Here is a 26,709-nt window from a genome sequence, read left to right on the forward strand (position 1 = left end):
GATGTCGATATCACGTCGGCTCCTTTGGCGGTCGTTTACCTCTTCTTGCCGCCTGTTGTCCAAAGGGTTCACGCCCGTTACGTGGGGAACTTGGACGACATGGGGCTTGCGCGAAGGGCTGTGAGTTCTGCCACCATGTCCCCATATGTGGACGAATCACCACCAAGTGGTTTGGACGCCCAGAAGGCCGGCCGCCGGTGGCAACCCCACCCACCCCGGCCCCTACTGCACAGGAGCGGCCATGAGCGAGCTTGTCGAGGTCATCATTAGACACAGCACCCTGGTCATGAGCCCGACGAAGGAGGGCTCGTGACCGTCGACGCCTCTCGTGGTGCTGAAGCACCCCCAGAGCTCGTCCAGTTGCTCACCCCCGAGGGCGAGCGAGTCGAGCACCCCGACTACGACATCGACCTGACACCGGAAGAGGTCAGGTCGCTCTACCGCGATCTCGTGCTCGTCCGCCGCATCGACCTCGGAGCGGTGGCGCTGCAACGCCAGGGCGAACTGGGCATCTGGGCATCGCTGCTCGGCCAGGAAGCCGCACAGATCGGTTCAGGCCGGGCGCTCACCGATTCCGACATGGCGTTCCCGACCTACCGCGAGCACGGCGTGGCCTGGTGCCGCGACGTCGACCCGGTCAAGCTCCTGGGTCTGTTCCGGGGCGTCAACCACGGCGGCTGGGACCCCGTCGAGCACAACTTCCACCTCTACACGATCGTGATCGGCAGCCAGACGCTCCACGCGGTCGGCTACGCCATGGGCATCCAGCGCGACGGCGGCGAGGGCGCCGCGATCGTCTACTTCGGCGACGGCGCCTCCTCCCAGGGCGACGTCAACGAGTCGTTCGTCTGGGCCAGCGTCTTCAACGCCCCGGTCGTCTTCTTCTGCCAGAACAACCAGTGGGCCATCTCCGAGCCGATCGAGAAGCAGTCCCGCATCCCGCTCTACCGGCGCGCCTCCGGGTTCGGCTTCCCCGGACTCCGGGTCGACGGCAACGACGTCTTCGCCTGCCTCGCGGTCACCCGCAAGGCGCTGGCCGACGCCCGCAGCGGTCAGGGCCCCACGCTGATCGAGGCCTTCACCTACCGCATGGGCGCCCACACCACCACCGACGACCCCACCCGCTACCGGGTCGCCTCCGAGCTCGAAGCCTGGAAGCTCAAGGACCCCATCGAGCGGGTCAAGGCGTACCTGTTCAAGCAGGAGATGGCCGACCAGGAGTTCTTCGACGCCATCGACGCCGAGGCCGAGCAGCTCGGCGCTGACGTGCGCCGGCGCTGCCTGGAGATGCCCGACCCCCAGCCGCTCGACATCTTCGACCACGTCTACCGCGAGCCGCACGCCCTGATCGACGAGGAGCGCGCCCAGTTCGCCGCCTACCTGGAAGGGTTCGAGGCATGAGCGAGCGGAGCGAGGTCATCATTAGACACAGCAGCTTGGTCATGAGTCCGACGAAGGAGGACTCATGACCGTGCTGAGCCTGTCGAAGGCGCTCAACGAGGGCATGCGCAAGGCCATGGAGGACGACCCCAAGGTCCTCATCATGGGCGAGGACGTCGGCAAGCTCGGCGGCGTCTTCCGCGTCACCGACGGCCTGCAGAAGGACTTCGGCGACGACCGGGTCATCGACACCCCGCTCGCCGAGTCCGGCATCATCGGCACCGCCATCGGCCTGGCGCTGCGCGGCTTCCGCCCGGTGTGCGAGATCCAGTTCGACGGCTTCGTCTTCCCGGCCGCCGACCAGATCATCACCCAGCTGGCCAAGATGCCCATGCGCTCGCTCGGGGCGATCAAGCTGCCCATCGTGGTCCGCATCCCGTGCGGCGGCGGCATCGGCGCGGTCGAGCACCACAGCGAGTCGCCCGAGTCGTACTTCACCCACACCGCCGGGCTGCGCGTCGTCGCCTGCTCCAACCCGCTCGACGCCTACTCGATGATCCAGCAGGCCATCAGCAGCGACGACCCGGTCATCTTCTTCGAGCCCAAGCGCCGCTACTGGGAGAAGGCCGAGGTCGACACCGGCACCACCGACTGGTGGACCCCCTTCGATCAGGCCTCTGTGGTACGGCAGGGCACCGACCTCACGCTCGTCGCCTACGGCCCCATGGTCAAGACCTGCCTGGAGGTGGCGGCCGCCGCCGCCGAGGAAGGCCGCTCCCTGGAGGTCATCGACCTGCGCTCACTCAACCCGCTGGACACCCCGCGCCTCATGGACTCGGTACGCAGGACCGGCCGGGTCGTCATCGTGCACGAGGCGCCCGTCTACAGCGGCTTCGGCGCCGAGCTCGCCGCCCGCATCACCGAGCAGTGCTTCTACCACCTGGAGGCGCCGGTGCTGCGGGTCGGCGGGTTCTCCACCCCCTACCCGCCGTCGAAGCTCGAAGAGCACTACCTGCCCGACCTGGACAGGGTGCTCGACGCCGTCGACCGCGCCTACGCCTACTGAGAGGGGGATCCCGTATGCGACGCGAGTTCAAGCTCCCCGACGTCGGCGAGGGACTGACCGAGGCGGAGATCGTCCGGTGGAAGGTGAAGGCGGGTGACGCGGTCAAGGTCGACCAGATCGTGGTCGAGATCGAGACCGCCAAGTCCATCGTCGAGCTGCCCATTCCGTGGGACGGGGTGGTCGCCGACCTGATGGCCGAGGAGGGCCAGACCGTCGACGTCGGCCTGCCCATCATCGCCATCGACACGGCCGCCGGGCAGGCGGCCGAGCGTTCCGAGGCGCTGGCCGACGACATGGTGCCCAGCCCCCCGGCTGAGGCCGCCGTGGAGCCGGGCGTTCACGGGAGCCCGGCGCCCAAGGAGGAGCGCCAGGCGGTCCTGGTGGGTTACGGCGTCAAGACCGGCGCCGCCCAGCGCCGCCCACGCAAGCAACCCGCCCCGGCCGCGCCATCAAGCCCGGCAGCCACGGGAACCGCGGGAGCCGCCGCTCCCGCGGCGTCGGGGGCGTCCACGGCATCCGGGGCATCCGGGGCGTCCGCGGCGCCTGTGGCCCCCGCCGCGCCTGTGGCCAACCCGGCCCGCACGGAGGTCACCGGCCCCACCCCGGCGAGCACGTCCGCATCGGAGGCCGGCCGTGTGGTCGTCCTGGCCAAGCCGCCGGTACGGAAGCTGGCCAAGGATCTGGGCGTCGACCTGACCACCCTCAGCGGCACCGGCCCCCAGGGCTCGATCACCAGGGAGGACATCCACGCCGCCGCCGAAGGCGCCACCCAGGAGGTGACGGCTCGGCCGGCCGTACAGGAAGAGCGCATTGCGATCAAGGGCGTGCGCAAGATGACCGCGCAGGCCATGGTGACCAGCGCGTTCACCGCCCCGCACGTCACCGAGTTCCTGCAGCTCGACGTGAGCGCGACCATGGAGGCCGTCCAGCGCCTGCGCGCGGTGCCGGACTTCGCCGAGGTCAAGGTCTCGCCGCTGCTGCTGGTGGCCAAGGCGGTGCTGGTGGCCGCCCGCCGCTACCCGATGATCAACTCGGCCTGGGACGAGCAGGCCCAGGAGATCGTGGTCAAGCACTACGTGAACCTGGGGATCGCCGCGGCCACGCCGCGCGGCCTGGTGGTGCCGAACGTCAAGTCGGCCCACACGCTGTCGCTGCCCGAGCTGGCCGAGGCGCTCGGCAAGCTCACCGAGACGGCCAGGGCGGGCCGGACGCAGCCGGCGGAGATGTCCGGCGGCACGTTCACGATCACCAACGTGGGCGTGTTCGGCGTCGACACCGGCACCCCGATCATCAACCCGGGCGAGGCCGCGATCCTGGCGTTCGGCCAGGTGCGGGACATGCCGTGGGTGGTGGACGGCGAGCTGGCGGTGCGCAAGGTGACGACGCTGGCGCTGTCGTTCGACCACCGGATCGTCGACGGCGAGCTGGGCTCGCTGTTCCTGCGTGACGTGGGCGCGATGCTGGAGGATCCGCTGCGGATGCTCGCCTGGAGCTGACGCCACCCGACAGGCCGCCGCCCGCGAAGGGTGGCGGCCTGTTGTGTTTTGTGGCTTCAAGGGGATTTACGAGATCCGATTTGGTTGTTAAGAAGGTTTATTAACAAACGGACTCATCCCAGCGGGGTGCCCCATGGCTCGATTACTCGTCGCGTTGTCGCTGCTCATGGCCGCTTTCGGAATCTCACTACCCGCCCATGCCGAGGCTCCGTCGGTGACCGCTCTGCCCGGTTACAAGATCCAGTCCTCGGCCAAGGTGAGTGATTCCGGCGCCGCCATCTCCACTCCGGGGTACGCCGCCACCGGCTGGTACCCGGTCGGCCCGCGCTCCACCGTCCTCGCCGGCCTCCTGGAGAACGGCGTCTACCCCGACCCGTTCTTCTCCACGAACATGCAGTCCATCCCCGCCGCCGACTTCGACGTGGCCTGGTGGTACCGGGCCGACTTCACGCTCGGCGCCGAGAGCGGCATGCGCACCATGCTCGACTTCAGCGGGGTGATCTCCGGGGCCGACGTCTGGGTCAACGGGACCCAGGTGGTCAGCGGCGCGGCCGGCGCGTACACGCGGCACGAGCGCGACATCACCGCCCAGGCACGCGCGGGCGTCAACTCCATCGCCTTCCGGATCAACCCCAACAACCCGAACAGCCATCTGACGATCGGCTGGATCGACTGGGTGCAGTTGCCGCGTGACGACAACATGGGCATCTTCCGCGACGTGCTGATCAAGCGGACCGCCGCGGTCTCGCTCAACAACCCGCACGTGATCACGAACCTCGCCGTGCCCGCCCTGGACCGCGCCGACCTGACGATCAAGGCCGACGTGCGCAACCACACCACCAGCCCGGTGACCACCACGGTCCGCGGCACGATCGGCGCGCTCACGTTCAGCCAGGACGTCTCCCTGGCCGCGGGCGAGACCAGGCGGATCACGTTCAACCAGACGATCGGCAATCCGCAGGTCTGGTGGCCGTACGCGATGGGCGCCCAGCCCCTCTACGACCTCGGCCTCACCGCGACCGTCGGCGGCGTCACCAGCGACACCGTCAGCGAGCGCTTCGGCGTCCGCAAGGTCGAGTCGGCCAAGAACGCCTCCGGCCGCCGCTACTACAAGATCAACGGCCGGAACCTCCTCATCAGGGGCGGCGGCTGGTCACCCGACATCTTCCTGCGGCCCAAGATCGGCTACCTCGAGGACAAGCTCCGCTACGTCAAGGACCTCGGACTCAACACGATCAGGATCGAGGGGCACCTGGAAGGCGACGAGCTCTACGACCTGGCCGACAAACACGGCATCCTGACCCTGCCCGGCTGGGAGTGCTGCAACAAGTGGGAGGGCTCCTTCTCCAGCGGCGACTACCCGATCGCCAAGGCGTCGATGCTGGCCGAGGCCGTACGCCTGCGCAACCACCCGAGCGTGATCTCCTTCCTCATCGGCTCGGACAACCCGCCGCCCGCGCAGAAGGAGACCGGCTACCTCGACGCGCTGACCCAGGCCGAGTGGCAGCTCCCGATCGTCCCGGTGGCCAGTGACAAGTCCAGCCCGCAACTGGGCAACTCGGGCATGAAGATGCCGGGGCCGTACGACTGGGTGCCGCCCAACTACTGGTACAACAAGCGCGAAGGCGGCGCGTTCGGCTTCAACTCCGAGACCGGCGCCGGGCCCGACGTGCCCACGCTCGACTCGCTCAAGCGCATGATGACCCCGGCCCAGATCGACTCGCTCTGGCAGAACCCGGGCGCCACGCAGTACCACCGCTCGCCCTCCAGCACCTTCAACAACCTGTCGATCTACCACAACGCCCTCAGAGGCAGGTACGGCGTGCCCTCCGGCCGCGAGGACTACGTGAAGAAGGCGCAACTGGCCCAGTACGAGGCGGTGCGAGCCCAGTTCGAGGCCTACGGCCGCAACTTCACCGACTCCACGAACCCCTCCACCGGCGTCATCTACTGGATGCTCAACAGCGGCTGGTCCTCGCTGCACTGGCAGCTGTTCGACTACTACCTCGACCAGGGCGGCTCCTACTGGGGCGCGCGCGAGGCCAACAAGCCGCTGCACGTCCAGTACTCCTACGACAACGACTCGGTCGTCGTGGTGAACTCCACACCGAACGCCGCCCAGAACCTCCAGGTCAAGACCGACGTCTTCAACCTCGACGGCACCGCGAAGTACTCCAACACCGCCACCGTCAACGTCCCCGCCGACGGCGGCAAGGCGAGCGCGGTCACGATCCCGTCCATCTCCGGCCTCAGCTCCACCTACCTGGTACGGCTGACGCTCCTGCGCGCCGGCGAGGAGATCGACCGCAACGTCTACTGGCTGTCCACCTCCGACGACGTCATCGACTGGTCGGGCAACACCTGGTATTACGTGCCGACCTCCAGCTACGCCAACCTGACCGGCCTCAACTCGATGCCCAGGACCTCCCTGAGCGTCACCGCGACCACGAACACGGTCACGATCACCAACACCGGCACCGCCCCGGCCCTCTACCTGGACGTCAGGATGGTCGACGCCGCGGGCACGCCGGTCCTGCCCGTCACCTGGTCCGACAACGCGATCAGCCTGTGGCCGGGGGAGTCGAAGACGCTGACCGCCAGCGGCACCGGCGCGAACGCCAGGGTCTCGGGCTGGAACACCGCCACGGTCACGGTCCCGACCGGCCCGCCGGACGTCGAACGGCCCACCCCGCCGACGAACCTGCGCGTCACCGGCACGACCTCGTCGTCGGTCTCCCTGGCCTGGGACCCGGCGACCGACAACGTCGGCGTCGTCGGCTACGACGTCCAGGGCGGCCCCTCGGTGACCGGCACCACAGCCACGGTCTCCGGTCTGCAGCCGGGCACGCCGTACACCTTCACCGTCCGCGCCCGCGACGCGGCGGGGCTCGTCTCCGACGCCTCCAACGAGGTCCAGGCCACCACCGGCAGCGGCCCGGCCGACTATCAGGCGGAGGACGCGGTGATCTCGCAGGGCGCGGTGGAGTCCAACCACGCCGGCTTCACCGGCACGGGCTTCGTCAACCTCGACAACGTGGTGGGCTCGTACGTGGAGTGGACCGTGAACGCCGCCGCCGCCGGCCCGGCGAACCTGGAGATCCGCTACGCCAACGGCACCGCGGTCAACCGCCCGCTCAACGTCAACGGCGCCACGGCCGACTTCCCCGGCACCGGCGCCTGGAGCGCCTGGCAGACGAAGACGGTGCCGGTCCAGCTCCAGGCGGGCGTCAACAAGATCAGGGCCACCTCGACCACGGCCAACGGCGGCCCGAACCTCGACCGCCTCATCGTGGTCCCGCAGCAGCCGGGCGCCGACCACCAGGCGGAGGACGCGGTGATCTCGCAGGGCGTGGTCGAGTCCAACCACGCCGGATTCACCGGCACCGGCTTCGTCAACTACGACAACGTCACCGGCTCCTACGTCGAGTGGACCGTCACCGCGGCCGCCGCCGGCACCGTGGACGCGGTGATCCGCTACGCCAACGGCACGACCGTCAACCGCCCGCTCAACGTCAATGGCGCCACGGTCGACTTCGCCGGCACCGGCGCCTGGACGACGTGGCAGACGAAGACCGTGCCGGTCCAGCTCCAGGCGGGCGTCAACAAGATCAGGGCCACCGCCACCACCGCGAACGGAGGACCCAACGTCGACCGGTTGTCGATCGGCCCCTAGGCTGACCGGCATGATCCGTCACATCGTGCTGCTGACCTGGTCAGAAGAGGCCACCGACGACCAGAAGGCCGCCGTGGCCGATGGACTGGCGGCGCTGCCCGCGGTGATCCCGCAGCTGCGCCGCTACGACCTCGGCACCGATCTCGGCCTGGCCGCGGGCAACTCCGACTTCGCGGTCGTGGCCGAGTTCGACTCGGTCGCCGACTACGAGGTCTACCGGGACCACCCCGTGCACCAGGCCGTCATCGCCGAGCACATCAAGCCGATCCTCGCCGCCCGCGCCGCGCTCCAGGTCGAGCTCTAGACCTCCGGGGGATTGTTCTCCCGGTGCATCAGCCGGTCATCAGAGGTACGGCCCCGCTTGGGCGCGAGCACGATGCTCAGCACCACCCCCACGCCGCCGACGATCATGAAGATCAGGCCGATGACGTCCATGCGGACAGCGCTGCCGAACACGTTGGGATCGATGGCGAATCTCAGGATCGCGCCAAGCGTGAGGAAGAAGATGCTGACCCCGACACCCATGGCGACCTCCGGAGGGAATGAGCGCGTACGCACTCGGTCATACCCGAGTATGAGTGATCGTCACGCGAGGCAGGTAAGTGGCTGGCCGCCGTTGTAGGCGATCATGTCCATGACGGCGGCCACGACGTCGATCTGTCCGCCTCTGGGCAGGCCGTCCAGTTCGGCGTAGGCGCGGTGGAGGTTGCCCACGATGCGCTCGGGATCCAGCAGCTCGGCCCACGGCCCCAGATCGGTCTCCCTGGCCGCCTCCAGCGGCGTCAGCCCGGCCGCGCGTCCCTGCTCGGCCGTGGCCAGCACGAACCGGGCGTAGTCCTGGCCCCGGTCGATCACCTCGGGCCCGCACGGCTCGCCGTGCCCCGGGACGATCGTCTCCGCGCCGAGCTCCCTGACGTGGTCGAGCACCTCGACCGTCCCGGCCACCGAGCCCGTCAGCATGAACGGCGTGCCGCCGTTGAACACCAGGTCGCCGGAGAACAGCACCCGGCGCTCCGGGATCCACACGTAGACGTCGTTGGTCGTGTGCGCCGCCGTACCCGGATGCCTGACCTCACACCTCAGCTCATCCACGTAAAGCGTGATCTGGTCGGTGAAGGTGAGGAACGGCGGCACCGCCTCAAGATCGCCCCACTCCACCTCGGCCGACCAGGCCGCCCGGTAGTCGGGGATGCCCTCGGCCAGGATCATCCGCCTGGCCAGCTCGTGCCCGACGATCGTGGCCTCCGGGAACAGGTAGTTACCGAACGTGTGGTCGCCGTGGTAGTGGGTGTTGACCAGCGTGGTGATCGGCCGGTCGGTCACCCGCGCGACCGCCTCGCGCAGCGCCCTGGTCCGCCGTTCCGTGGCGCAGGCGTCGATGCTGACCACGCCGCGCCGGCCGACGAGGAAGCCGGTGTTGTTGATCCACCAGCTCCCGTCGGGCTGCACGTAGGCGTGGATGCCGTCCGAGACCTCTTGCGCACGGGCCGAAGGCAGGGGGTGATCGTGCCGCGATGAGCTCATAGGGCGAAAATAGACCGCCCGCCGAGGTGGCGGACGGTCTTGGCGGACCTCTGGGTCAGAAGGCTTCTTCGGGAAGCTCCATCAGCTCCAGCCCGGTCGCGTCGAGGATGCGCCGCTCGGTGGCGATCCTCGGCAGGACGGTGCCGGAGAAGAAGGAGGCGGCGGCGACCTTGCCCTGGTAGAAGGCGTCCTCGCCCTCGGCCAGGCGGGTCAGGGCCACCTCCGACTGGCGCAGCAGCAGCCAGCCGATGATGAGGTCGCCGAGGGCCAGCAGGAACCTGGTGGAGTTCAGGCCGACCTTGTAGAGCTCGCCCGGAGCCTCCAGCGAGCCGAGCGCCCAGCCGGCCATCGTGTCGCCCATGGCCTTGACCTCGGCGGCGGCCTCGGCGAGGAGCTTGCGCTCCTCCTTCAGGCGGCCGTTGCCGGCGTCGGAGGCGGCGAAGGCGTTGATGTCGGCCAGCAGGGAGCCGACCGCGGCGCCCTGGTTGCGCAGGATCTTGCGGAAGAACAGGTCGAGACCCTGGATCGCGGTGGTGCCCTCGTAGAGGGAGTCGATCTTGGCGTCCCTGATGTACTGCTCGATCGGGTAGTCCTGCAGGTAGCCGGAGCCGCCCAGGGTCTGCAGCGAGCGGGAGAGCAGCTCGTAGGAGCGCTCGGAGCCGACGCCCTTGACGATGGGGAGGAGCAGGTCGTTCATGTCGTGCGCGGCCTGGTCGTCCGGGTTGATCTGGATGGCGTCCTGGAAGGTCGCGGTGAACATGACCAGCGCCCGCATGCCCTCGGCGTAGGCCTTCTGCAGCATGAGCTCGCGGCGTACGTCGGGGTGGTGGGTGATGGTGACGCGGGGGGCGGCCTTGTCGGTCATCTTGGTCAGGTCGGCGCCCTGGACCCTGGACTTGGCGTACTCCAGCGCGTTCAGGTAGCCGGTGGACAGGGTGGCGATGGCCTTGGTGCCGACCATCATGCGGGCGTGCTCGATGACCATGAACATCTGCTTGATGCCCTCGTGCACGTCGCCGACCAGGGTGCCGATGGCCGGGTGCTTGTCGCCGAAGGTGAGCTCGCAGGTGGTGGAGACCTTGAGCCCCATCTTCTTCTCGACGTTGGTGACGTACGCGCCGTTGCGCTCGCCGAGCTCGCCGGTCTCCAGGTTCACGTGGTACTTGGGCACCAGGAACATCGACAGGCCCTTGGTGCCGGGGCCGTGGCCCTCGGGGCGGGCCAGCACGAGGTGGAAGATGTTCTCCGACATGTCGTGCTCGGCGCTGGTGATGAAGCGCTTGACGCCCTCGATGTGCCAGGTGCCGTCGGGCTGCTGGATGGCGCGCGCACGCCCCGCACCGACGTCGGAGCCGGCGTCGGGCTCGGTGAGCACCATGGTGGCGCCCCAGTTGCGCTCGATGGCCAGTTCGGCGAAGCGCTTCTGGTCGGTGGTGCCGGTCTTCCACAGGGTGTAGGCGAAATTGGGGCCGGCGGCGTACATGTACAACGCCGGGTTGGCGCCCAGGACCATCTCGGCCGTGGCCCACGCGAGGGTCCGCGGGATGCCGGGGCCGCCCAGGTCGACGGGCAGGTCGAGGTGCGCCCATCCGCCGTCCACGAGCGCCTTGTAGGACTTCTTGACGCCGTCGGAGACGGTCACGGTGCTCGTGGCGGGGTCGAAAACCGGCGGGGTGCGGTCGCCCTCCTCGAACGAATCGGCAAGGACGGTCGTGGACAGTCGGTTGACCTCGTCGAGAATGCTCCGGGCGACGTCCTCGTCGACCTCCGCATAGGGCCCGGTGCCGAGGATGTCACGGCGGCCGAACACCTCGAAGAGGTTGAACTCCAGGTCGCGCACGTTGCTCTTGTAGTGGCCCATGGCTGCTGATCTCCTTGAACCGCGGCGTTAGTCTACTGGCCAGTAACCTTACTAGAAATGCTACCCGCGGGTAACCACTGGTATGCGTGGCATGCTCGTCTGCATGAACGCCGAAGAGCTCTCCGCCCTGTGGCGGGAGCGCCTGGGTTCGTGGGCCATTCCTCCGGAAATCCTGGAGAAGGCCCCGGCCGACCCGTGGGGCCACCACCCCGCCAGATTCGCCACGCGCACCGACCGCGCGCTGGCCGAGCCCGACCACGGCCCGACGATGACGCGCCTGGCCGAGGCTCTGCCCGAGGGCGGCACCGTCCTTGACGTCGGTGCGGGCGCCGGCGCCGCCTCGCTGCCGCTGCACGAGCACCTGGGCACGGTGATCGCCGTGGACACCTCACCCGAGATGCTGGCCGCGCTCGGCCCCAAGGCGGACAAGCTCGGCGTCGAGGTCATCCGGGTCGAGGGCCGCTGGCCCGACGTGGCGTCCGAGGTGCCCGTCGCCGACGTGGCCGTGGCCGCCCACGTCGTCTACAACGTGCCGGACCTCACCGGCTTCCTGCGCGAACTCGACGCGCACGCCCGCCACCGCGTCGTGCTGGAGCTCACCCACCGCCACCCGATGAGCTGGCTCGCACCGCTGTGGGAGCACTTCCACGATGTACGCCGCCCCGTGCGCCCCGTAGCGGAAGACGTGGTGGCGCTGGCCGCGGCGATGGGCTTCGGCGTGCGGGTGGAGGAGCGCGAGGCCCCGCTGGAGCGCTTCGGCACGCTGGAGGAACTGGCCGCCTCCGCCTGCCACCGCATCTGCCTCGACCCCGCCAGAGCCCCCGAGGTGGCCGAGACCGCGATGGAGCTCGGCATGTGGCCGGTGCCGCGTGACCGCTGGGTCACGATCTGGTGGGAATCATCGGAGAAGACCCGCCGTTAGACCAAATGAGCGACAAAAGCTCCCGGACGAGACGCGCCGTACCCGGTTCGCCAAGACGACGCACGACATTGTCGACTCGTTCGCAAGGGAGTGCATCGTTATGGCGTGGATCCTGCTCATCATCGCCGGAGCCTTCGAGGTGGTGATGGCCCTGTCGCTGAAGATGAGCAACGGGCTGTCGCATCTGTGGTGGACCATCTCGTTCCTGGGCTTCGCGGTCCTGAGCTTCGGCCTGCTGGCGTACAGCCTCAAGTCGCTTGAGGTCGGCACCGCCTACGCCGTCTGGACCGGCATCGGCGCGGTGGGCACCGCGATCGTGGGCATGATCGCCATGGGGGACAACGTGTCGTTCGCCCGGATCGCCAGCATCGCGCTCATCGTCATCGGCGTCATCGGCCTCAACCTGGCGGGCGGCGCCGCCCACTGACCCCCTCGCGGTCTCGGCCGTGCGGTCTGTTCCCCTGCCGCACGGCCGCATAACCTCCTTGACGGCTTTGGTGGTGTTCGATTGACTGGCTCGCATGATTGAGATCCATGCCGTCACCATCGACGCGGCCAACCCCTACGAGCTGGCCGCGTGGTGGTCGGAGGCCACCGGCCTGCCGCTCGGCGAAGGCGACGTCCCCGGCGACGACGAAGTCATGTTGCGCACCAAACAGGACCCCTACCTGCTGTTCGTCAAGGTCCCCGAGGGCAAGACGGTCAAGAACCGCATCCACTTCGACGTCAACGGCACCGAGGGCCGCACCCGCGACCAGGAGGTCGAGCGCCTCACCGGCCTCGGCGCCACGATCGCCTACGACCGCCGCACCGCGGACGGCGTCGGCTGGGTCGTCATGCGCGATCCCGAAGGCAACGAGTTCGACGTCTGCAGGAGCCAGGCCGAGAGAGGCTTGCCCGAATAAAGTTCGGTCGATCAGACTGAGCGGCATGAGCGAGCCAAGCGCGTCCGCACGCATCGAGATCGCCGCCCCCGCACAGCGGGTCTACGAGCTCATCACCGACCTCGCCAACCTCGGCACCTGGAACTCCGAGTGCCGCAGGGCCCGCTGGGTCGGCGAGATCAAGGAGCCCAGAAGGGGCGCGCGTTTCGTCGGCAGCAACCGCAACGGCGCCCGCCGCTGGTCCACCCGATGCACGGTCACCGCCGCCGAGCCCGGCCGCGCCTTCGCCTACCACGTGCGGGCCGCAGGCGTGCTCGACGTGGCCGTCTGGCGTTTCGAGCTGACCCCGACCGACGAGGGCTGCCTGGTCGAGCAGAAGACGTGGGACACCCGCGGCGCGTTCATGCGGGTCGTCGGCGGCTGGGCCACCGGCGTGCCCGACCGGGTCGGCCACAACACCGCGAACATGGCCACGACGCTGGAGAACCTCAAGCGCGTGGCGGAGCGCCGATGAAGGCGATCGTCTGCACCGAGTACGGCAAGCCCGTCGAACTCGTCGAGGCCCCCGACCCCGTCCCCGGACCCGGGCAGGTGCTCGTCGAGGTCGAGGCGGCCGGGGTGAACTTCGTCGACGGGCTCATGGTGCGCGGCGGCTACCAGATCAGGCCGCCGCTGCCGTTCACACCCGGGTACGAGGTGGCCGGACGCACTCCCGACGGCACGCGGGTCCTGGCCATCACCGGGCTGGGCGGGTTCGCCAGCCATGTGCTGGTGCACGCGGCGCAGGCCGTACCCCTGCCTGATCATCTGGACGCCGCGCGAGCGGCGGCCTTCGCGCAGAGCTACTGCACGGCGCTGTTCGCGCTGCGGGAGCGGGCGGGGCTGCGGCCGGGCGAGCGGGTGCTGGTGCTGGGCGCCGGCGGCGGGGTCGGGCTGGCGGCGGTTCAGGTGGCCAAGGCGCTGGGCGCGGACGTGCTGGCGGCGGCGTCGAGCCCGGCCAAGCGCGAGATGGCGATCACGGCCGGGGCGGACGAGGCCGTCGGTTACGACGACCTGAAGGCCACGGCGCGCGCCTGGGGGGTGGACGTGGCGGTCGATCCTGTCGGCGGCACGCTGTCGGAGCAGGCCCTGCGCGCGCTGCGCGAGCGCGGGCGGCTGCTCGTGGTGGGGTTCGCCTCCGGGGAGATCCCGCGGCTCCCCGCCAACCAGGTGCTGCTGCGCAGCCGCTCGGTCATGGGCCTGGACTGGGGCGCGTGGTCCATGACCCATGCGGCGGAGAACCGGGCGATGCTGGAGGAACTGCTGGCCATGCCGGGTATCGATCCCGTGGCGCCGCAGGTGCGGCCACTGGAGGAAGCGGGGCAGGCCATGGCGGATCTGGTGGAGCGGCGGGTCACTGGGAAGATCGTGCTCGTCCCTGCATGGCGAACGTCATGACGGCCGCGATCAGGTAGACCAGCGCGCCGTGCCACAGCGCGTCCCATGCGGCCCCGAAGACGCCCTCGCCGTCGAGCACCAGCTGCACCGGGTAGTCCAGGACGGCCGAGATTCCGGCCGGCAGGAGCGCGAACTTCCACGGGTGCTTCAGCGACCACATCCTGGCCTGGCGGGTCACCCGGTCGCTCACGTCCGGCTTGGCGACCGCGCCGATCGCGGCGATCAGCGCGAACAGGTTGATGCCCAGGCCGAGCGCCCAGGACATGTCGTCGAACCCGGAGAACACCCAGGCGATGGCGGCGGTGGCGCCGCCACCGACCACGGCGGCCTTCCAGGGGGCGCCGCGGAGGGCGGCGCCGGAAAGCGACATCTCGTCGCGTCGGCTGATTTCGTTCATGGCCTCAGGTTGCCCTTTCGCGGCCCTTGTTCACATCGGGGATGGACCCTGACCCGTCCCTGACATGATGCCGACATGCCTGAATTCACCATTGAGCGCCTGACCACGGCCGACGCCGAGCGCCTGCGCGAGGTACGGCTGCGCGCCCTCGCCGACTCTCCCGACGCGTTCGGATCCACCTACGAGCGCGAGGTCGCCTTCCCCGCGGAGAAGTGGGTCGAACGCCTGGAGAACCCGGATTCGGTGTTTTTCGTCGCCACGGCGGACGGTGCGATCCACGGCATGGTCTACGGCCTCGCCGAGCGGCCGGAACACGTGCACCTGCTGTCCATGTGGGTCGCCCCGGAGGCCAGGGGCGCCAAGGTCGGCTCGCGGCTGGTGGACGAGGTGATCGCCTGGGCACGCGGCAGGCAGGCCGAGGAGGTCGAGCTCTGGGCCGTCGACGTGAACACCGCCGCCCGCGCCCTGTACGCGGGCAAGGGCTTCGTGCCGACGGGCAAGGTCATGGGCCTGCCGTCCAATCCGTCGCTCCAGGACTCCCAGTACGTGCTGTCGCTGGTGTTCCGCGCGGCGCGGGCCGAGGACGTCCCCGCCGTGGTGGCCCTCATCGCCGACGACGCGGTCGCCGCCCGGCGCACCGGCACGTACGGCCCCGCCCACGAGGCCGCCTTCGCCGCCATCCGGGCCGACCCGAACAACGAGCTGATCGTGGCCGAGCTGAAGGGCGAGATCGTCGGCACGATGCAGCTCACCTACATCCCCGGCATCTCCCGCAACGGCGCCACCCGGCTCCAGGTCGAGGCGGTACGCGTCGCCGCCCACCTGCGCGGCCAGGGCTGGGGCCGCAAGATGATGGAGTGGGCGCACGCCAAGGGCCGGGCCCGAGGCTGCGTGATGGTGCAGCTCACCTCGGACAAGCAGCGCGAGGACGCGCACCGCTTCTACCGCTCCCTCGGCTACGCTCAGTCCCACGAAGGGTTCAAGCTGCCGCTCACACCGGCGTGAGCTCGACGATGTTGTCGTGGTAGACGGCGCCCTTGCCCATGTCGGCGTCGCGCTCGTCCACCACGGCGTTCGGGCCGGCGCCGCCGGGCGAGAACTTCGGCCAGCGCCCCTTGGGCGAGGCCACGACCCCGGCGGCCACCCGGTCGCTGATCTCCACGTCGGCCAGGAACTCGCCGTTGGCGTTGTGCACCCGCACCCGCTGCCCGTCGGCCAGCCCGCGCGCCGCAGCGTCGGCCGCGTTGACCAGCACCACGGGTGCGTGCTCAATGACGCCACCGCTTCGCTCCTCGTTGGCTCGTCCCTCGCTCTCTCGTCGCGAGCTCCTTGGCTTGTCTGATCGCCTGCGCAGCTCCGGGTTGTTGCCGAAGATCGTGTTGAGGAACGTGTGCGCGGCCGGAGTGATCAGCGTCAGCCCGTCCTTGCCCGCCGTGTGCGGCGGCACGTAGGCCTTGCCGGGCGGCGGGAAGCGCAGCCGCCCCGACCGGGTCGGGAAGCCGTCGGCGAAGGGCGCGAATGGCTTGGGGTAGCTCATCCGCATCCAGCCCTCCTTGCGCAGCCGGTCCAGCGTGACGCCCTCCAGCGACGGATGCCCGCTCGACAGCAGCTGCTCGGCCAGCTCCAGGTCCGTGTCGAACAACGACGGCTCGGTCATGCCCATGCGCTCGGCCAGCCGGCGGAACGTCTCCGTCGTCGACAGGCACTCGCCGGGCGGTGACACGGCGGGCTCGTTCCACAGCAGGTAGAGGTGGCCGTAGCCGGCGTGCAGGTCCATGTGCTCGGTCTGCATGGTCGCGGGCAGCACGATGTCGGCGTAGTCGGCGGTGTCGGTGGGGAAGTGCTCCATGACCACCGTGAACAAGTCGTCGCGCAGCATCTCGCGGCGGATCCTGTTGGTGTCGGAGGTCGAGGCGAGCGGGTTGGCGCCGTAGACGAACAGGCACTTCACCGACGGCAGCTCGGCGGCCAGGCGGGTCATGGCCAGCGTGCGCACCGGTTCGGCCAGCAGGTCCTCGCGGGTGTCGATGGTGAAGTGCACGTGGTCGCTGGTCGAGTACGCCACGCCGCCGCCCGGGTGGCGCCAGTCGCCGGTCACGCCGGGGATGGCGGTGATCGTGCGCATGGCCGTACCGCCGCCGGCGTGGCGCTGGATGCCCATCGTGGCGCGGATCGCGGTGGGGCGGGTGTGGGCGAGCCTCATCCCCAGGCTGTGGACGGTCGCGGCGGGGATGCCGGTGATCTCCGCCACCCGTTCCACCGGATATTTCAGGATTTCTTCGCGGAAGTCATCCCAGCCCTCGGTATGTGCGGCCAGGTACTCCTCGTCCTGCGTGCCCTCGGCCAGCACCACGTTGAGCAGCCCGAGCGCCAGCACCGCGTCCGTGCCCGGCCGGATCGCGATGTGCTCGTCGGCCTGGTCGGCGGTGCGGGTCCTGATCGGGTCGATCGCCACCACGTGCGCGCCGTCGGCCCGCGCGTCCTGGATGAACTTCCACAGGTGGTGCCCGCTGGTCAGCGTGTTGGTGCCCCAGAGCAGGATCAGCTTGGCCCGCGCGATGTTCTCCGGGTCCATGCCGCCCGCGGTGCCGTTGGCTCGCCGCAGCCCTGAGGAACCCGCGGACGAGCAGATGTTGAGCCAGTGCCGGGAGGCGCCGAGCATGTTCCAGAACCGCCGCCCCGCCACGCCCTCGCACCCCTGCACGTACCCGAGCGAGCCGGTGCCGTTGTAGGGCCAGATGGCCTCGCCGCCGTGCTCGTCGACGATGCCCCGCAGCCGCGTGGCGATCTCGTCGAGCGCCTCGTCCCAGCTGATCCGCTCGAACTGCCCAGACCCCTTGGGCCCGGTACGGCGCAGCGGATACAGGATCCGGTCAGCGGCCCGCGTGTGCTCCAGATACCGATTCACCTTCACGCACAGCGCGCCCCGCGTATACGGCTGGTCGGGATTCCCGCGCATCTTGACGGCCTCGCCGTCCTCGACGGTGACGATCCAGGAGCACGTGTCGGGGCAGTCCAGCGGACACGCCCCCAAAACCTGCAGATTTCCCGACATAACGCACAGCTTACGAAAGAGCGCCCCGGAGGTTCCCCCAGGGCGCTCCGGCACCGTCAGCTCGTCGCCGAAGGCACCCCGTCATGGGCGACGGTGGCGGCCATCCGCGCCGCGGGCGGCGTGTGCGGCGCCCCCGGCTTGTGGATGGCGTCCAGCGCCGCCTTGCTGTAGGTGTACTTGGCGGCCAGGGCCGCGATCGCGTCGGAGTTCACGTCCAGCGCGGTCTCGTCGACGTTCTTGATCGTGTCGCACTCGCCGTGGTAGCACGGGTCGTACGGCTCGCCCGCCGTACCTCCGAAGAGCTTGGCCTCTTCCTCGGTCTTCTTCTTCTCGGCCCCGGTGAACAACCCGCCACCGGCGATCCCGGCGTCGATGAAGGCCTTGTAGTCCGAGCGCCCGTCGAACTCGCTCGGCTTGAACGGCAGGCCGCGACCGGAGTAGAACCCCTGGAAGTCCTTCTCCAGCTGCGCCGACCCGGCCGGACCCGGCACCCCGAACGCATCGCCGTCACCGTCGTAGATGTGGTACGCGAAGTTCGGCGAGCCGATCATGTCGTAGTTCAGGTAGAGCCCGATCGCGTTCTTCTGCTCCTGCGACAGCGACTCGACATAGTGCTTCGACCCCAGCAGCCCGAACTCCTCCGCGCCCCAGAACCCGAACCGCACCTTGTTGACCGGCTGGAACCTGGCCATCTGGAGCGCCACCTCCAGCACGCCCGCCGAGCCCGAGCCGTTGTCGTTGATGCCCGGCCCCTCCTGAACGCTGTCCAGGTGGGCGCCCATCATCACGACGTTGTCGGCCCGGCCGCCGCGCGACTCGGCGATCACGTTGTAGGTGGTGCGCTGCTCGATCAGCGGGTCCCAGTTCAGCTTCACGGTGGCCCCGGGCGTCGCCGCCAGGTCGGAGCCCACGGCGAAGCTCGTGAAGAAGGACGGGATCGTGATCGAAGGGTCGCTCAGCGCCGGGTTGAGGTCCACGTCGGTGCGGCCGGGCTGGCCCTCGTTGAGAACGATCACCGCGCTGGCCCCGGCGTTCTGCGCGTTCTTCGCCTTGACCCCGAAGTTGCAGGTGCCGCGCTGCAGCAGCGCCACGCTGCCCTGGACGAACCCGGCGAAGTCGGCCGCCTCACAGCCCGAGGTGGACGACGGCTGGGGCGTCGGCGGCAGCACCAGGTCCACGGCCTGGATCGGCCCGGTGACGCCGCCAGCGGGGGAGTCGCCCATCGCCACGTAGTCGTTGAAGAAGCCGTTCTTGTACGCCTTCGGGCTGGGCGAGAGCCGTTCGAGCACGGGCTTGGTGCGGTAGCCGTCGAAGGTGAACTCGAACGGCTGGACCGTCACCTTGTAACCGACGGCCCGCAGCAGCGTGGCCACGTAGTCACGTGACAGCTCGTGGCCGCGGCTGCTGGAGACGCGGGTGCCGCCGCCGGCCTTGGCGATCAGGTCGAGCACCCGCAGGTGGCGTTCGACGTGCTTGCCCTTGACGGCCTGGACGAGCTGGCGGGCGGGATCGCGGCCGTGATCGGCGTACGCGGGAGCGGACAGGGCCAGGGGGGTGACGAGTGCGAGCGCGGCCGCACCCAGCACGCCTGCGGACAGGCGACGACGCATATGGCTCCTCGGTGAAGGTGGAACGAACCCCCCGATAGCGTGAAAAGTATTCTGAAGGGGGGTTGTTGGGGAAGATGTTGCCCCGGAGTTGTTATGCGGCCAGGCGAGATACCACTGCAGCGACCGCATCCGCCGTCACCTCCAGCACCTTCACGCTGACGTTCCGCAACGTGTCGCAGGCCTGGTGGTAGCACTTGTCGAGCGGCTGGCCCGCCGTACCGCCGAACTGACCGGCTTCTTTCTCCGTCTTCTTCTCCTCGCCGCCGGTGAACAACCCACCGGAGGCGATCCCGGCCGCGACGAACGGCGCGTAGTCCGAACGGCCCGTCAGATCGCCCGCGCGGAACGGCAGCCCGCGTTCACGGAAGAACCGCTGGAACGCCCGCTCCACCCGGGCCGAGCCCTTCGGCCCCGCTCCCGCGCCCGTGCGCTCGGAGTCGTCGCCGTCGTAGATCGCGAACGTGTGGTTCGGCGAGGCGATCATGTCGAGGTTCAGGTAGGCCGCGATCTTCTTCCGCTCGGTCTCCGGCAGGCTGCGCACGTAGTGGCCGGACCCGAGCAGGCCCACCTCCTCCGCGCCCCACCAGGCGAACCGCACCGGCTTCCGCAACGGCGTGCGCGCCGCCCGCAGCGCGATCTCCAGGATCGCCGCGCTGCCCGAGCCGTTGTCGTTGATGCCGGGCCCGTCCAGCGTCGAGTCCAGGTGCGCCCCGACCATCACCGCCCGGCCCGCGCCCCGCGTCTCGGCCAACACGTTGTGCGTGATGCGCTCCTCGCTCACGGTCTTCGTCGCCACCCGGACCTTCTTCAGCTTGACCACCTGCGCGCCCGCCTCCGGCGGCACCCCCACGACCGGGATCGGCTGCGGCGCCCCCGCGCTGCCTGCGAAGGAGCCCTTCGGGTCGACCACGATCAGCGCCTTGGCGCCCGCCGCGGCCGCGTTGCGCGCCTTCACCTCGAACATGCACGTCCCGCGCCGCGTCACCGCGATCCGCCCGGCGCGAAAACCCTTGAAGTCACGGGCCGCGCACCCCTCGCCCGCCTCCTGCGGGGCCGCGTCCACGTCGCCGCTGCCGGAGTACCTCAGCGTGGTGACCCCGGTGAGCCGCCGCCCGCCGCCTTCGACCACCGCCGGCGCCAGCTCCCGATAGAAGTCGAAGGCGAACGGCTGAAGCCGCACGGTGTAACCCGCGTCACGTAGCCGCGCGGCCACATAGGCTGCAGATGCGTCGTATCCGGGCGTCCCGGCTGCCCGGGTGCCCCCGTGTGCGTCAGCGATGGCTTGGAAGGCCTGGAGATGTCCTAGTACGTTGTCCACCTTGACCGCATCTACGAGCGGTTCGCCCGGCGCGGCTAGGGCCAGGATCAGCATCGTATGAGTGATCATGGCCTGAGGATGCCAACGTTGGCCGCGGACCGGGGTTAGACGCGACGTCGCTGGTCGAGTCCTTACCCGGGGCGTTGACTCAGGTGACGATTGGGGACACTAGAGGCCAAAGATCGTACGGTCTGGCCCGGAAGGTGCAGAATCGCGGACGGTGGCGGAAATCAGAGAACGCGACGACGCGGCGGACCTCTCGGAGAGGGAACCGGCCGTGGTTGAGCCGCGCCACGAAACGGAGGCCGACGACAAGGACCCGGAGGTCTACGTCGTCGAACCGCTCCTGCCGCAACGCCTGCGCCGCCCCTCCGACCTGCTGCGCTTCATCGCCGCCCTGCTCGCGCTCGCCGCGGTCGTCCTGCTGTCGCTGGTCGCCAAGCAGACGCTGAACGGCCTGGCCGGCGACGTCGCCGAAGGCGCCAACCTCGTCCCCAACCTGCTCAGCCGGGTCGCCGCCTTCCTCGGCGGCGGCGCGGTCCTCATCGTGCCGGTCGCCTTCGCGGTCGAGCGCGTCTTCCACCGCGACGGCCTGCGCGTGGCAGAAGGCCTCATCGCGGCGATCATCGGCCTGGTCGGCTCATTCCTCATCGGCGAATGGGTCATGTCCTCCGACGCCGCCGGCGACCTGCGGCAACTGCTCACCGGCAACCGGCCGGGGGTGGAGCCGTTCAACACCCTGCTCGCCTCGGTGGTCGCCTACAGCACCGCCGTACGCATCTCACGAAGACCCACCTGGCGGGCGCTGATCTGGACCGTCATCGCGCTCGACGTGCTCTCGCTGTTCACCAGCAAGCAGCTCACGCTGCCCAGCGCGATGGTCACGATCGTGGCGGGCATGGCCATCGGCTACGGCACCCTGTACGGCGTCGGCAGCCCCAACACCCGGCCACCCGGCACCGCGGTGATCGCCGCCCTGCGCAAGCTCTCCTTCCAGCCGATCAGCGCCCGGCGGATCGAAGACGACCACCAGGGCAGCCGCCGCTACGCCGTCGGGCTCCACGACGGCAGCAGCCTCGACGTCACCGTTCTCGACCGTGACCGGCAGGTGGCCGGCCTGCCGTACCGGCTGTGGCGGCGCATCAGGCTCAACTCCGAGACCAGGCGCAGGGCGATCAGGTCGCTGCGCGCGGAGCTGGAACGCGAGGCGCTCATGGCCTACGCCGCGCAGGCGGCGGGGGCCTCGACCCCGCGCCTGCTCGGCACCAGCGAGGTCGGCACCGAAGCCGCGCTCCTCGCCTACGAGCACCTCAGCACCCGCCCGCTCGACGCGCTGCCCGACTCCGAGATCGACGACGACCTGCTCGCCCAGATCTGGGAGCAGCTCGAACTGCTGCGCCTGCAACGGCTGGCCCACCGGCGGCTGACCGGCGACAGCATCCACGTCGACACCGAGGGCCGGGTCGTGCTCACCGACGCCAGGAGCGGCGAGATCGCCGCCGGCGACCTGCTGCTGCGGCTCGACGTCGTCCAGCTGCTCACCTACCTCGCGCTGCGCGTCGGAGCAGAGCGCTCGGTCGCCTCCGCCGCCCGCGTCGTGGGCGAGGACGCGCTGGCCGGGGCGATGCCGCTGCTGCAGAAGATCGCGCTGACCCGGCAGACCCGGTCCGCGCTGGCCAAGGACAAAGGCCTGCTGTCGGCCATCCGGGAGCAGATCGAGGCGCTGAAGCCGCAGGCCAAGATCGAGGAGATCCGGCTGGAGCGGTTCCGGCCGCGCACGCTGGTCACGATCATCGCCAGCACGCTGGCCGCCTACTTCCTGCTGTCCCAGCTCAGCCAGGTCAACCTCGTCACCGTCATCACCACGGCCAACTGGGCCTGGTCGCTGCTGGCGCTGGCCGCCTCGTTCGTCAGCTTCATCGCCGCCGCGCTCATGCTGCGCGGGTTCGTCCCCGAGTCACTGCCGCTGTGGCGGACGGTGCTGGTGCAGTTCGCCTCGTCGTTCGTGAAGCTGGTCGCGCCGCCCGCGGTGGGCGCCGTCGCGATCAACACCCGCTACCTGCAGAAGCGCGGCATCCCGCCCGCCTCGGCCGTGGCCAGCGTGGGCGCCTCGCAGCTCGTCATGCTGATCGCGCACATCAGCCTGCTGCTGCTGTTCGCCTACATCACCGGCTCCAACACCGCCACGTCGTTCACGCCCACGCGCGGGCTGGTCCTGGTGATGCTGGCCGTCGCGGTGCTGATCGTCGCCGTGCTCGGCGTGCCGCCGCTGCGCAGGATGCTCACCAAGCGGCTGCGCTCACTCTTCTCGAACGTGCTGCCGCGCCTGCTGGACGTGCTGCAGTCGCCCCGGAAGATGTTCGAGGGCTTCGCCGGCACCGTGATGATCACGATCGCGTTCGTGACCTGCCTCGACGCCTGCGTCTCCGCGTTCGGCGGCGACATCTCCTTCACCGCCGTCGCCGTGGTCTTCCTGACCGCCAACGCGATCGGCTCGGCCGCGCCCACACCTGGTGGTCTGGGCGCGGTCGAACTCGCGCTCGCGGGCGGCCTCACGGTGGCCGGCGTCGACAGCGCCGTCGCCACCTCCGCCGTCCTCCTCTACCGCCTGCTCACCTTCTGGCTCCCCGTCCTCCCGGGATGGGCAGCTTTCACGTGGTTGCAGAGGCATGAGGCGCTCTAACGGGCTACTAGTTTGTCGATCTGAGCTAGCTCGTCCTCGGTGAAGGCGGGGCCGTTCACGCAGGCCACGTTGTCCTCAAGCTGCTTCACACTGCTCGCCCCGATCAGCACGCTGGTGACCCGAGGGTCGCGCATGGCCCAGGACAGCGCCATCTGGGCGAGCGTCTGGCCACGCTGCTCGGCGATGCCGTTGAGACTACGGGCCAGCTCCCGGTCGCGCTCCGCCCGCTCGGCCGACAGGAACCTGCTGGTCGCCGCCCGCGAGTCCGCCGGCACGTCCTTCAGATAGCGGTCGGTCAGCAGCCCCTGCGCCAGCGGCGAGTAGACGATGCAGCCCATCCCCGCGTCCTCCAGCGCGTCCAGCAGCCCGTCCTCGATCCACCGGTTGATCATCGAGTAGGACGGCTGGTGGATCAGCAGCGGCGTACCCAGCTCGCGCATGATCCTGGCCGCCTGAGCGGTCTGCTCGGCCGAGTAGTTGGAGATGCCCGCGTACAGCGCCTTCCCCGACCGCACCGCGTGGTCCAGCGCGCCCATCGTCTCCTCGAACGGCGTCTGCGGATCGGGCCGATGGCTGTAGAAGACGTCGACGTGGTCGAGCCCCATGCGGGTGAGCGACTGGTCGAGGCTGGCCAGCACGTACTTGCGCGACCCCCACTCCCCATACGGCCCCGGCCACATGTCATAGCCGGCCTTCGTCGAGATGATCAGCTCGTCCCGGTACCTCGCGAAGTCCTGGGCGAAGATCGTCCCGAAGTTGCGCTCCGCCGAGCCGTACGGCACGCCGTAATTGTTGGCCAGGTCGAAGTGCGTCACGCCCAGGTCGAAGGCCCGCCGCAGGATCGAGCGCGAGTTCTCCAGCGGACGGTCGTCGCCGAAGTTGTGCCACAACCCCAGCGACACCGCGGGCAGCTTGAGCCCGCTCCGCCCGCTCCTGTTGTACGGCATGCGGTCCTCATACCGGCCCTCGTCGGCCTGGTAGGTCATGCGGTGCCCCTCTCGATGATCCAGGAGAGCGCGAACGCCTCCTCGCGCCACGCGTCGTAACGTCCGCTGCGTCCCCCGTGCCCGGCGCCCATCTCCGTCTTCAGCAGGAACGGCCCGCCGTTCGCGACCGCCCGCAGCCTGGCGATCCACTTCGCGGGCTCGTGGTAGAGGACGCGCGTGTCGTTAAGGCTCGTGATCGCGAGGATCGGCGGGTACGGCCGGCCGTCCACGTTCTCGTAAGGCGTGTAGCTCTTCATGTAGGCGTAGACATCGGAGTTGTGCAGCGGATCGCCCCACTCGTCCCACTCAATCACGGTCAGCGGGAGCGACGGGTCGAGGATCGTGTTCAGCGCGTCCACGAACGGCACCTCGGCCACCACGCCCGCGAACTCTTCCGGAGCCAGGTTCCCGACCGCGCCCATCAGCAGGCCGCCGGCCGAACCGCCCCTGGCGATCACCCGCTCGCTCCAGCCCGCCGCCTTCAGGTGCTTCGCGGCGGCCACGAAGTCGGTGAAGGTGTTCTTCTTGCGGGTCATCTTGCCCTCTTCGTACCAGCGGCGGCCCATCTCGCCGCCGCCGCGCACGTGCGCGATGGCGAAGACGAACCCGCGGTCGAGCAGGGACAACCTGGCCACGGAGAAGCTCGGGTCGATGGAGGTCTCGTAGCTGCCGTAGCCGTACAGGACGGTGGGAGCGGGCTTGGCGGCGTCCTTGCGCCTGACGATCGAGATCGGGACGCGGGTGCCGTCCTCGGCCGTGGCCCACTCGCGGACCTGCTCGTAGTCGCCCGGGTCGTAGCCGCCGAGCACCGGACGCTGCTTGAGCAGGATCAGCTCGTGCGTGGCCAGGTCGTAGTCGTAGACGCTGGGCGGCGTGATCATGCTCGTGTAGGCCAGCCGGAGCCTGCCGGTGGAGAACTCGGGGTTGCCCGCGGGCCCGACGTCGTAGAGGGGCTCGGGGAAGTCGATCTCGTACGCGTCCGCGTCCTTGGGCAGGATCCGCAGGCCGGTGAGACCGTCGCGGCGGAAGTGCACCACGGCGTGGTTCTCGAAGGCGTCGATCTCCAGCAGGCGGGTGTCCTCGCGGTGCCCGATCAGCGGCGTCCATTCGCCGGGTGAGCCGAGCGGGGCGGTGGCGATCTCGAAGTTCTCGGCGTCCTTGTTGTGCAGGACGTAGAAGAAGTCTCCGGCGTGCTCTATGCCGTATTCGACGCCGGTCTCGCGGGGGCGTACCAGCTGGAACTCGCCGGAAGGGTCGTCGGCGGCCAGGAGGCGCACCTCGCTGGTGATCTTGCTGCCGGCGCCCAGGACCAGGTAGCGCTCGCTGCGGGTCAGGCCGATGCCGACCCAGTAGCGCTCGTCGGACTCCTCGTAGACCAGGACGTCGTCCTGGGTGCCGAGCGTGTGGCGGTAGACCTGGTAGGGGCGCCAGGCGTCGTCCACCCGGGTGTAGAAGAACGTCGAGCCGTCGGCCGACCAGGCGCCGCCGTAGAAGATGTCCTCGATCTCGTCGGGGAGCGTCTCGCCGGTGGTCAGGTTCTTGAAGCGCAGGGTGAAGCGCTCGGCGCCCTTGTAGTCGGTGGAGTAGGCCAGCATCGTGCCGTCGGGGGAGACCGCGCTGGTGCCGACCGAGAAGAACGGGCTGTCGCCGGCCAGCTCGTTGCCGTCCAGTAGCACCTGCTCGTGGTCGAGCACCTTGCCCGGTTGGATCTCCGGAGGTTCGTCGCCGGTGGCGGGGACCCGGGAGGAGACGGCGTATTGCTTGCCCTCCTCGGTACGGGTGAAATACCACCAGGCGCCCTTACGGCTGGGCACGGACAGGTCGGTTTCCTGCGTTCTGCCCTTGATCTCTTGGAAAACCTGCTCCTGGAGGTCGGCCAGGTGAGCGGTCTCCTGTTTGAGATACGCGTTCTCGGCTTCCAGATAGGAGATCGTGTCCGGATCTTCCTTGTCGGTCAGCCACGCGTATTCGTCGATCACGGTGTCGCCGTGATGGAGACGCTCAGTCGGGACCCTCTTCGCCGTCGGCGGCGTGTTCCTGCTCACGGGGGGAGTCTATGTTCGGCTGTGATCGTTCTGTGTTGCGGAAGGTGTCCCGAGCGGTCTGGGGCGCTGCTAATCTTCTAAAGCCGACGCAGTGCGGCGCAACCAACCACCTCTCTCGGGTGGCTCTGGCGTGTGCTGGGTCGGTATCCCCTTGCAACGCGCTGGTTCTGATGATCGATTTGCTTGTCGGTCTCGGAGCGAGTAAGTTAGAGGGGTTGCCCCGGAGACGGGGTGGTCGAAATTCCCGCAGGTCAGCCCGCGAGTGTCAATTTGACATCAAGCGGACCGGCTGAAAGAATTAAGACACGAAATGAGCCGCTGGAAAACGCGTCCGTTTCTTGAGAACTCAACAGTGTGTTAAAAGCCAGTGCA

At 69.3% G+C, this 26,709-nt stretch carries 21 protein-coding genes and 1 riboswitch; of the genes, 12 read left to right on the forward strand and 9 right to left on the reverse strand.

The window, feature by feature from the left end; all coding sequences use genetic code 11:
• The first annotated feature begins 309 nt into the window (after positions 1 to 309).
• The 5 genes from pdhA (at position 310) to HNR40_RS38155 (ending at position 7,919) form a co-directional block, all read left to right on the forward strand.
• The gene (gene pdhA / locus HNR40_RS38135; protein WP_184970244.1) at positions 310 to 1,401 is read left to right on the forward strand and encodes a pyruvate dehydrogenase (acetyl-transferring) E1 component subunit alpha; all 1,092 of its coding nucleotides are present in this window, start codon (positions 310 to 312) and stop codon (positions 1,399 to 1,401) included.
• A gap of 64 nt (positions 1,402 to 1,465) precedes the next feature.
• Positions 1,466 to 2,446 carry an alpha-ketoacid dehydrogenase subunit beta gene (locus HNR40_RS38140; protein WP_184970246.1) on the forward strand — a complete coding sequence of 327 codons (981 nt, stop codon included), beginning with the start codon at positions 1,466 to 1,468 and terminating at the stop codon, positions 2,444 to 2,446.
• 14 nt (positions 2,447 to 2,460) lie between these two features.
• Entirely contained in the window at positions 2,461 to 3,942 is a 1,482-nt protein-coding gene (locus HNR40_RS38145; protein ID WP_184970247.1) for a dihydrolipoamide acetyltransferase family protein, read from the forward strand.
• A 133-nt stretch (positions 3,943 to 4,075) separates the two neighbouring features.
• Positions 4,076 to 7,615, forward strand: a complete 3,540-nt coding sequence (locus HNR40_RS38150) for a glycosyl hydrolase 2 galactose-binding domain-containing protein (RefSeq protein ID WP_184970249.1) — start codon at positions 4,076 to 4,078, stop codon at positions 7,613 to 7,615.
• Positions 7,616 to 7,625: 10 nt separating this feature from the next.
• Positions 7,626 to 7,919, forward strand: a complete 294-nt coding sequence (locus HNR40_RS38155) for a Dabb family protein (RefSeq protein ID WP_184970251.1) — start codon at positions 7,626 to 7,628, stop codon at positions 7,917 to 7,919.
• On the opposite strand, the gene HNR40_RS38160 is transcribed toward HNR40_RS38155, so the two are convergent.
• The 3 genes from HNR40_RS38160 to HNR40_RS38170 are packed head-to-tail and all read right to left on the reverse strand — an operon-like array spanning position 7,916 to position 11,000.
• Entirely contained in the window at positions 7,916 to 8,140 is a 225-nt protein-coding gene (locus tag HNR40_RS38160) for a hypothetical protein (RefSeq protein WP_184970254.1), read from the reverse strand. The two genes, HNR40_RS38155 and HNR40_RS38160, sit on opposite strands and share 4 nt — an antisense overlap.
• Positions 8,141 to 8,200: 60 nt before the next feature.
• A complete protein-coding gene (locus tag HNR40_RS38165) occupies positions 8,201 to 9,139 on the reverse strand; it encodes an MBL fold metallo-hydrolase (RefSeq protein WP_184970256.1) in 939 nt (312 codons plus the stop codon).
• Between the two features lie 55 nt (positions 9,140 to 9,194).
• Complete coding sequence (locus tag HNR40_RS38170; RefSeq protein ID WP_184970258.1) at positions 9,195 to 11,000, reverse strand: acyl-CoA dehydrogenase; 1,806 nt, start codon at positions 10,998 to 11,000, stop codon at positions 9,195 to 9,197.
• 103 nt (positions 11,001 to 11,103) lie between these two features.
• Here HNR40_RS38170 and HNR40_RS38175 point away from each other — a divergent pair, with 103 nt between their 5' ends.
• From HNR40_RS38175 to HNR40_RS38195, 5 genes are all read left to right on the forward strand, one after another.
• Positions 11,104 to 11,922, forward strand: coding sequence for a class I SAM-dependent methyltransferase (locus tag HNR40_RS38175; protein WP_246509864.1), 819 nt, complete (start codon positions 11,104 to 11,106; stop codon positions 11,920 to 11,922).
• Positions 11,923 to 11,924: 2 nt separating this feature from the next.
• Positions 11,925 to 11,987: riboswitch (guanidine-III (ykkC-III) riboswitch) on the forward strand.
• 35 nt (positions 11,988 to 12,022) lie between these two features.
• The gene (locus tag HNR40_RS38180; RefSeq protein ID WP_184970262.1) at positions 12,023 to 12,349 is read left to right on the forward strand and encodes a DMT family transporter; all 327 of its coding nucleotides are present in this window, start codon (positions 12,023 to 12,025) and stop codon (positions 12,347 to 12,349) included.
• Between the two features lie 94 nt (positions 12,350 to 12,443).
• Positions 12,444 to 12,827, forward strand: coding sequence for a VOC family protein (locus HNR40_RS38185; protein ID WP_184970264.1), 384 nt, complete (start codon positions 12,444 to 12,446; stop codon positions 12,825 to 12,827).
• A 25-nt stretch (positions 12,828 to 12,852) separates the two neighbouring features.
• Positions 12,853 to 13,320: an SRPBCC family protein gene (locus tag HNR40_RS38190; protein WP_184970266.1), complete on the forward strand. Its 468-nt coding sequence runs from the start codon at positions 12,853 to 12,855 to the stop codon at positions 13,318 to 13,320.
• Positions 13,317 to 14,243 (forward strand): NADPH:quinone oxidoreductase family protein, encoded by a 927-nt coding sequence (locus HNR40_RS38195; protein ID WP_184970268.1) that lies wholly within the window; start codon positions 13,317 to 13,319, stop codon positions 14,241 to 14,243. The genes HNR40_RS38190 and HNR40_RS38195 overlap by 4 nt, the downstream gene beginning before the upstream one ends.
• Here HNR40_RS38195 and HNR40_RS38200 read toward each other — a convergent pair.
• A complete protein-coding gene (locus HNR40_RS38200; RefSeq protein WP_184970270.1) occupies positions 14,200 to 14,640 on the reverse strand; it encodes a hypothetical protein in 441 nt (146 codons plus the stop codon). The two genes, HNR40_RS38195 and HNR40_RS38200, sit on opposite strands and share 44 nt — an antisense overlap.
• A gap of 75 nt (positions 14,641 to 14,715) precedes the next feature.
• Between HNR40_RS38200 and HNR40_RS57535 the strand changes: the two genes are divergently transcribed.
• Positions 14,716 to 15,645, forward strand: coding sequence for a GNAT family N-acetyltransferase (locus HNR40_RS57535; protein ID WP_184970272.1), 930 nt, complete (start codon positions 14,716 to 14,718; stop codon positions 15,643 to 15,645).
• On the opposite strand, the gene HNR40_RS38210 is transcribed toward HNR40_RS57535, so the two are convergent.
• The 3 genes from HNR40_RS38210 to HNR40_RS38220 all read right to left on the reverse strand — a co-directional run bounded on the left by HNR40_RS38210 (position 15,632) and on the right by HNR40_RS38220 (position 20,485).
• Positions 15,632 to 17,695, reverse strand: a complete 2,064-nt coding sequence (locus HNR40_RS38210; protein WP_184970274.1) for a molybdopterin-containing oxidoreductase family protein — start codon at positions 17,693 to 17,695, stop codon at positions 15,632 to 15,634. The genes HNR40_RS57535 and HNR40_RS38210 overlap by 14 nt on opposite strands.
• A 56-nt stretch (positions 17,696 to 17,751) precedes the next feature.
• The gene (locus HNR40_RS38215; RefSeq protein ID WP_184970276.1) at positions 17,752 to 19,305 is read right to left on the reverse strand and encodes a M28 family peptidase; all 1,554 of its coding nucleotides are present in this window, start codon (positions 19,303 to 19,305) and stop codon (positions 17,752 to 17,754) included.
• A gap of 91 nt (positions 19,306 to 19,396) precedes the next feature.
• Positions 19,397 to 20,485, reverse strand: a complete 1,089-nt coding sequence (locus HNR40_RS38220; protein WP_184970278.1) for a M28 family peptidase — start codon at positions 20,483 to 20,485, stop codon at positions 19,397 to 19,399.
• Positions 20,486 to 20,843: 358 nt separating this feature from the next.
• On the opposite strand from HNR40_RS38220, the gene HNR40_RS38225 reads away from it, so the two are divergent.
• Positions 20,844 to 23,306: a lysylphosphatidylglycerol synthase transmembrane domain-containing protein gene (locus HNR40_RS38225; protein ID WP_312896666.1), complete on the forward strand. Its 2,463-nt coding sequence runs from the start codon at positions 20,844 to 20,846 to the stop codon at positions 23,304 to 23,306.
• Here HNR40_RS38225 and mgrA read toward each other — a convergent pair.
• Together mgrA and HNR40_RS57540 are read right to left on the reverse strand one after the other, a co-directional pair.
• Positions 23,303 to 24,292 carry an L-glyceraldehyde 3-phosphate reductase gene (gene mgrA, locus HNR40_RS38230; protein WP_184970280.1) on the reverse strand — a complete coding sequence of 330 codons (990 nt, stop codon included), beginning with the start codon at positions 24,290 to 24,292 and terminating at the stop codon, positions 23,303 to 23,305. The two genes, HNR40_RS38225 and mgrA, sit on opposite strands and share 4 nt — an antisense overlap.
• Positions 24,289 to 26,337 (reverse strand): S9 family peptidase, encoded by a 2,049-nt coding sequence (locus tag HNR40_RS57540; protein ID WP_184970282.1) that lies wholly within the window; start codon positions 26,335 to 26,337, stop codon positions 24,289 to 24,291. The genes mgrA and HNR40_RS57540 overlap by 4 nt, the downstream gene beginning before the upstream one ends.
• Between the last annotated feature and the right edge of the window lie 372 nt (positions 26,338 to 26,709).

Origin of the sequence: Nonomuraea endophytica, assembly GCF_014203235.1 — a bacterium.
In the GTDB taxonomy this organism is placed as follows: domain Bacteria; phylum Actinomycetota; class Actinomycetes; order Streptosporangiales; family Streptosporangiaceae; genus Nonomuraea; species Nonomuraea endophytica.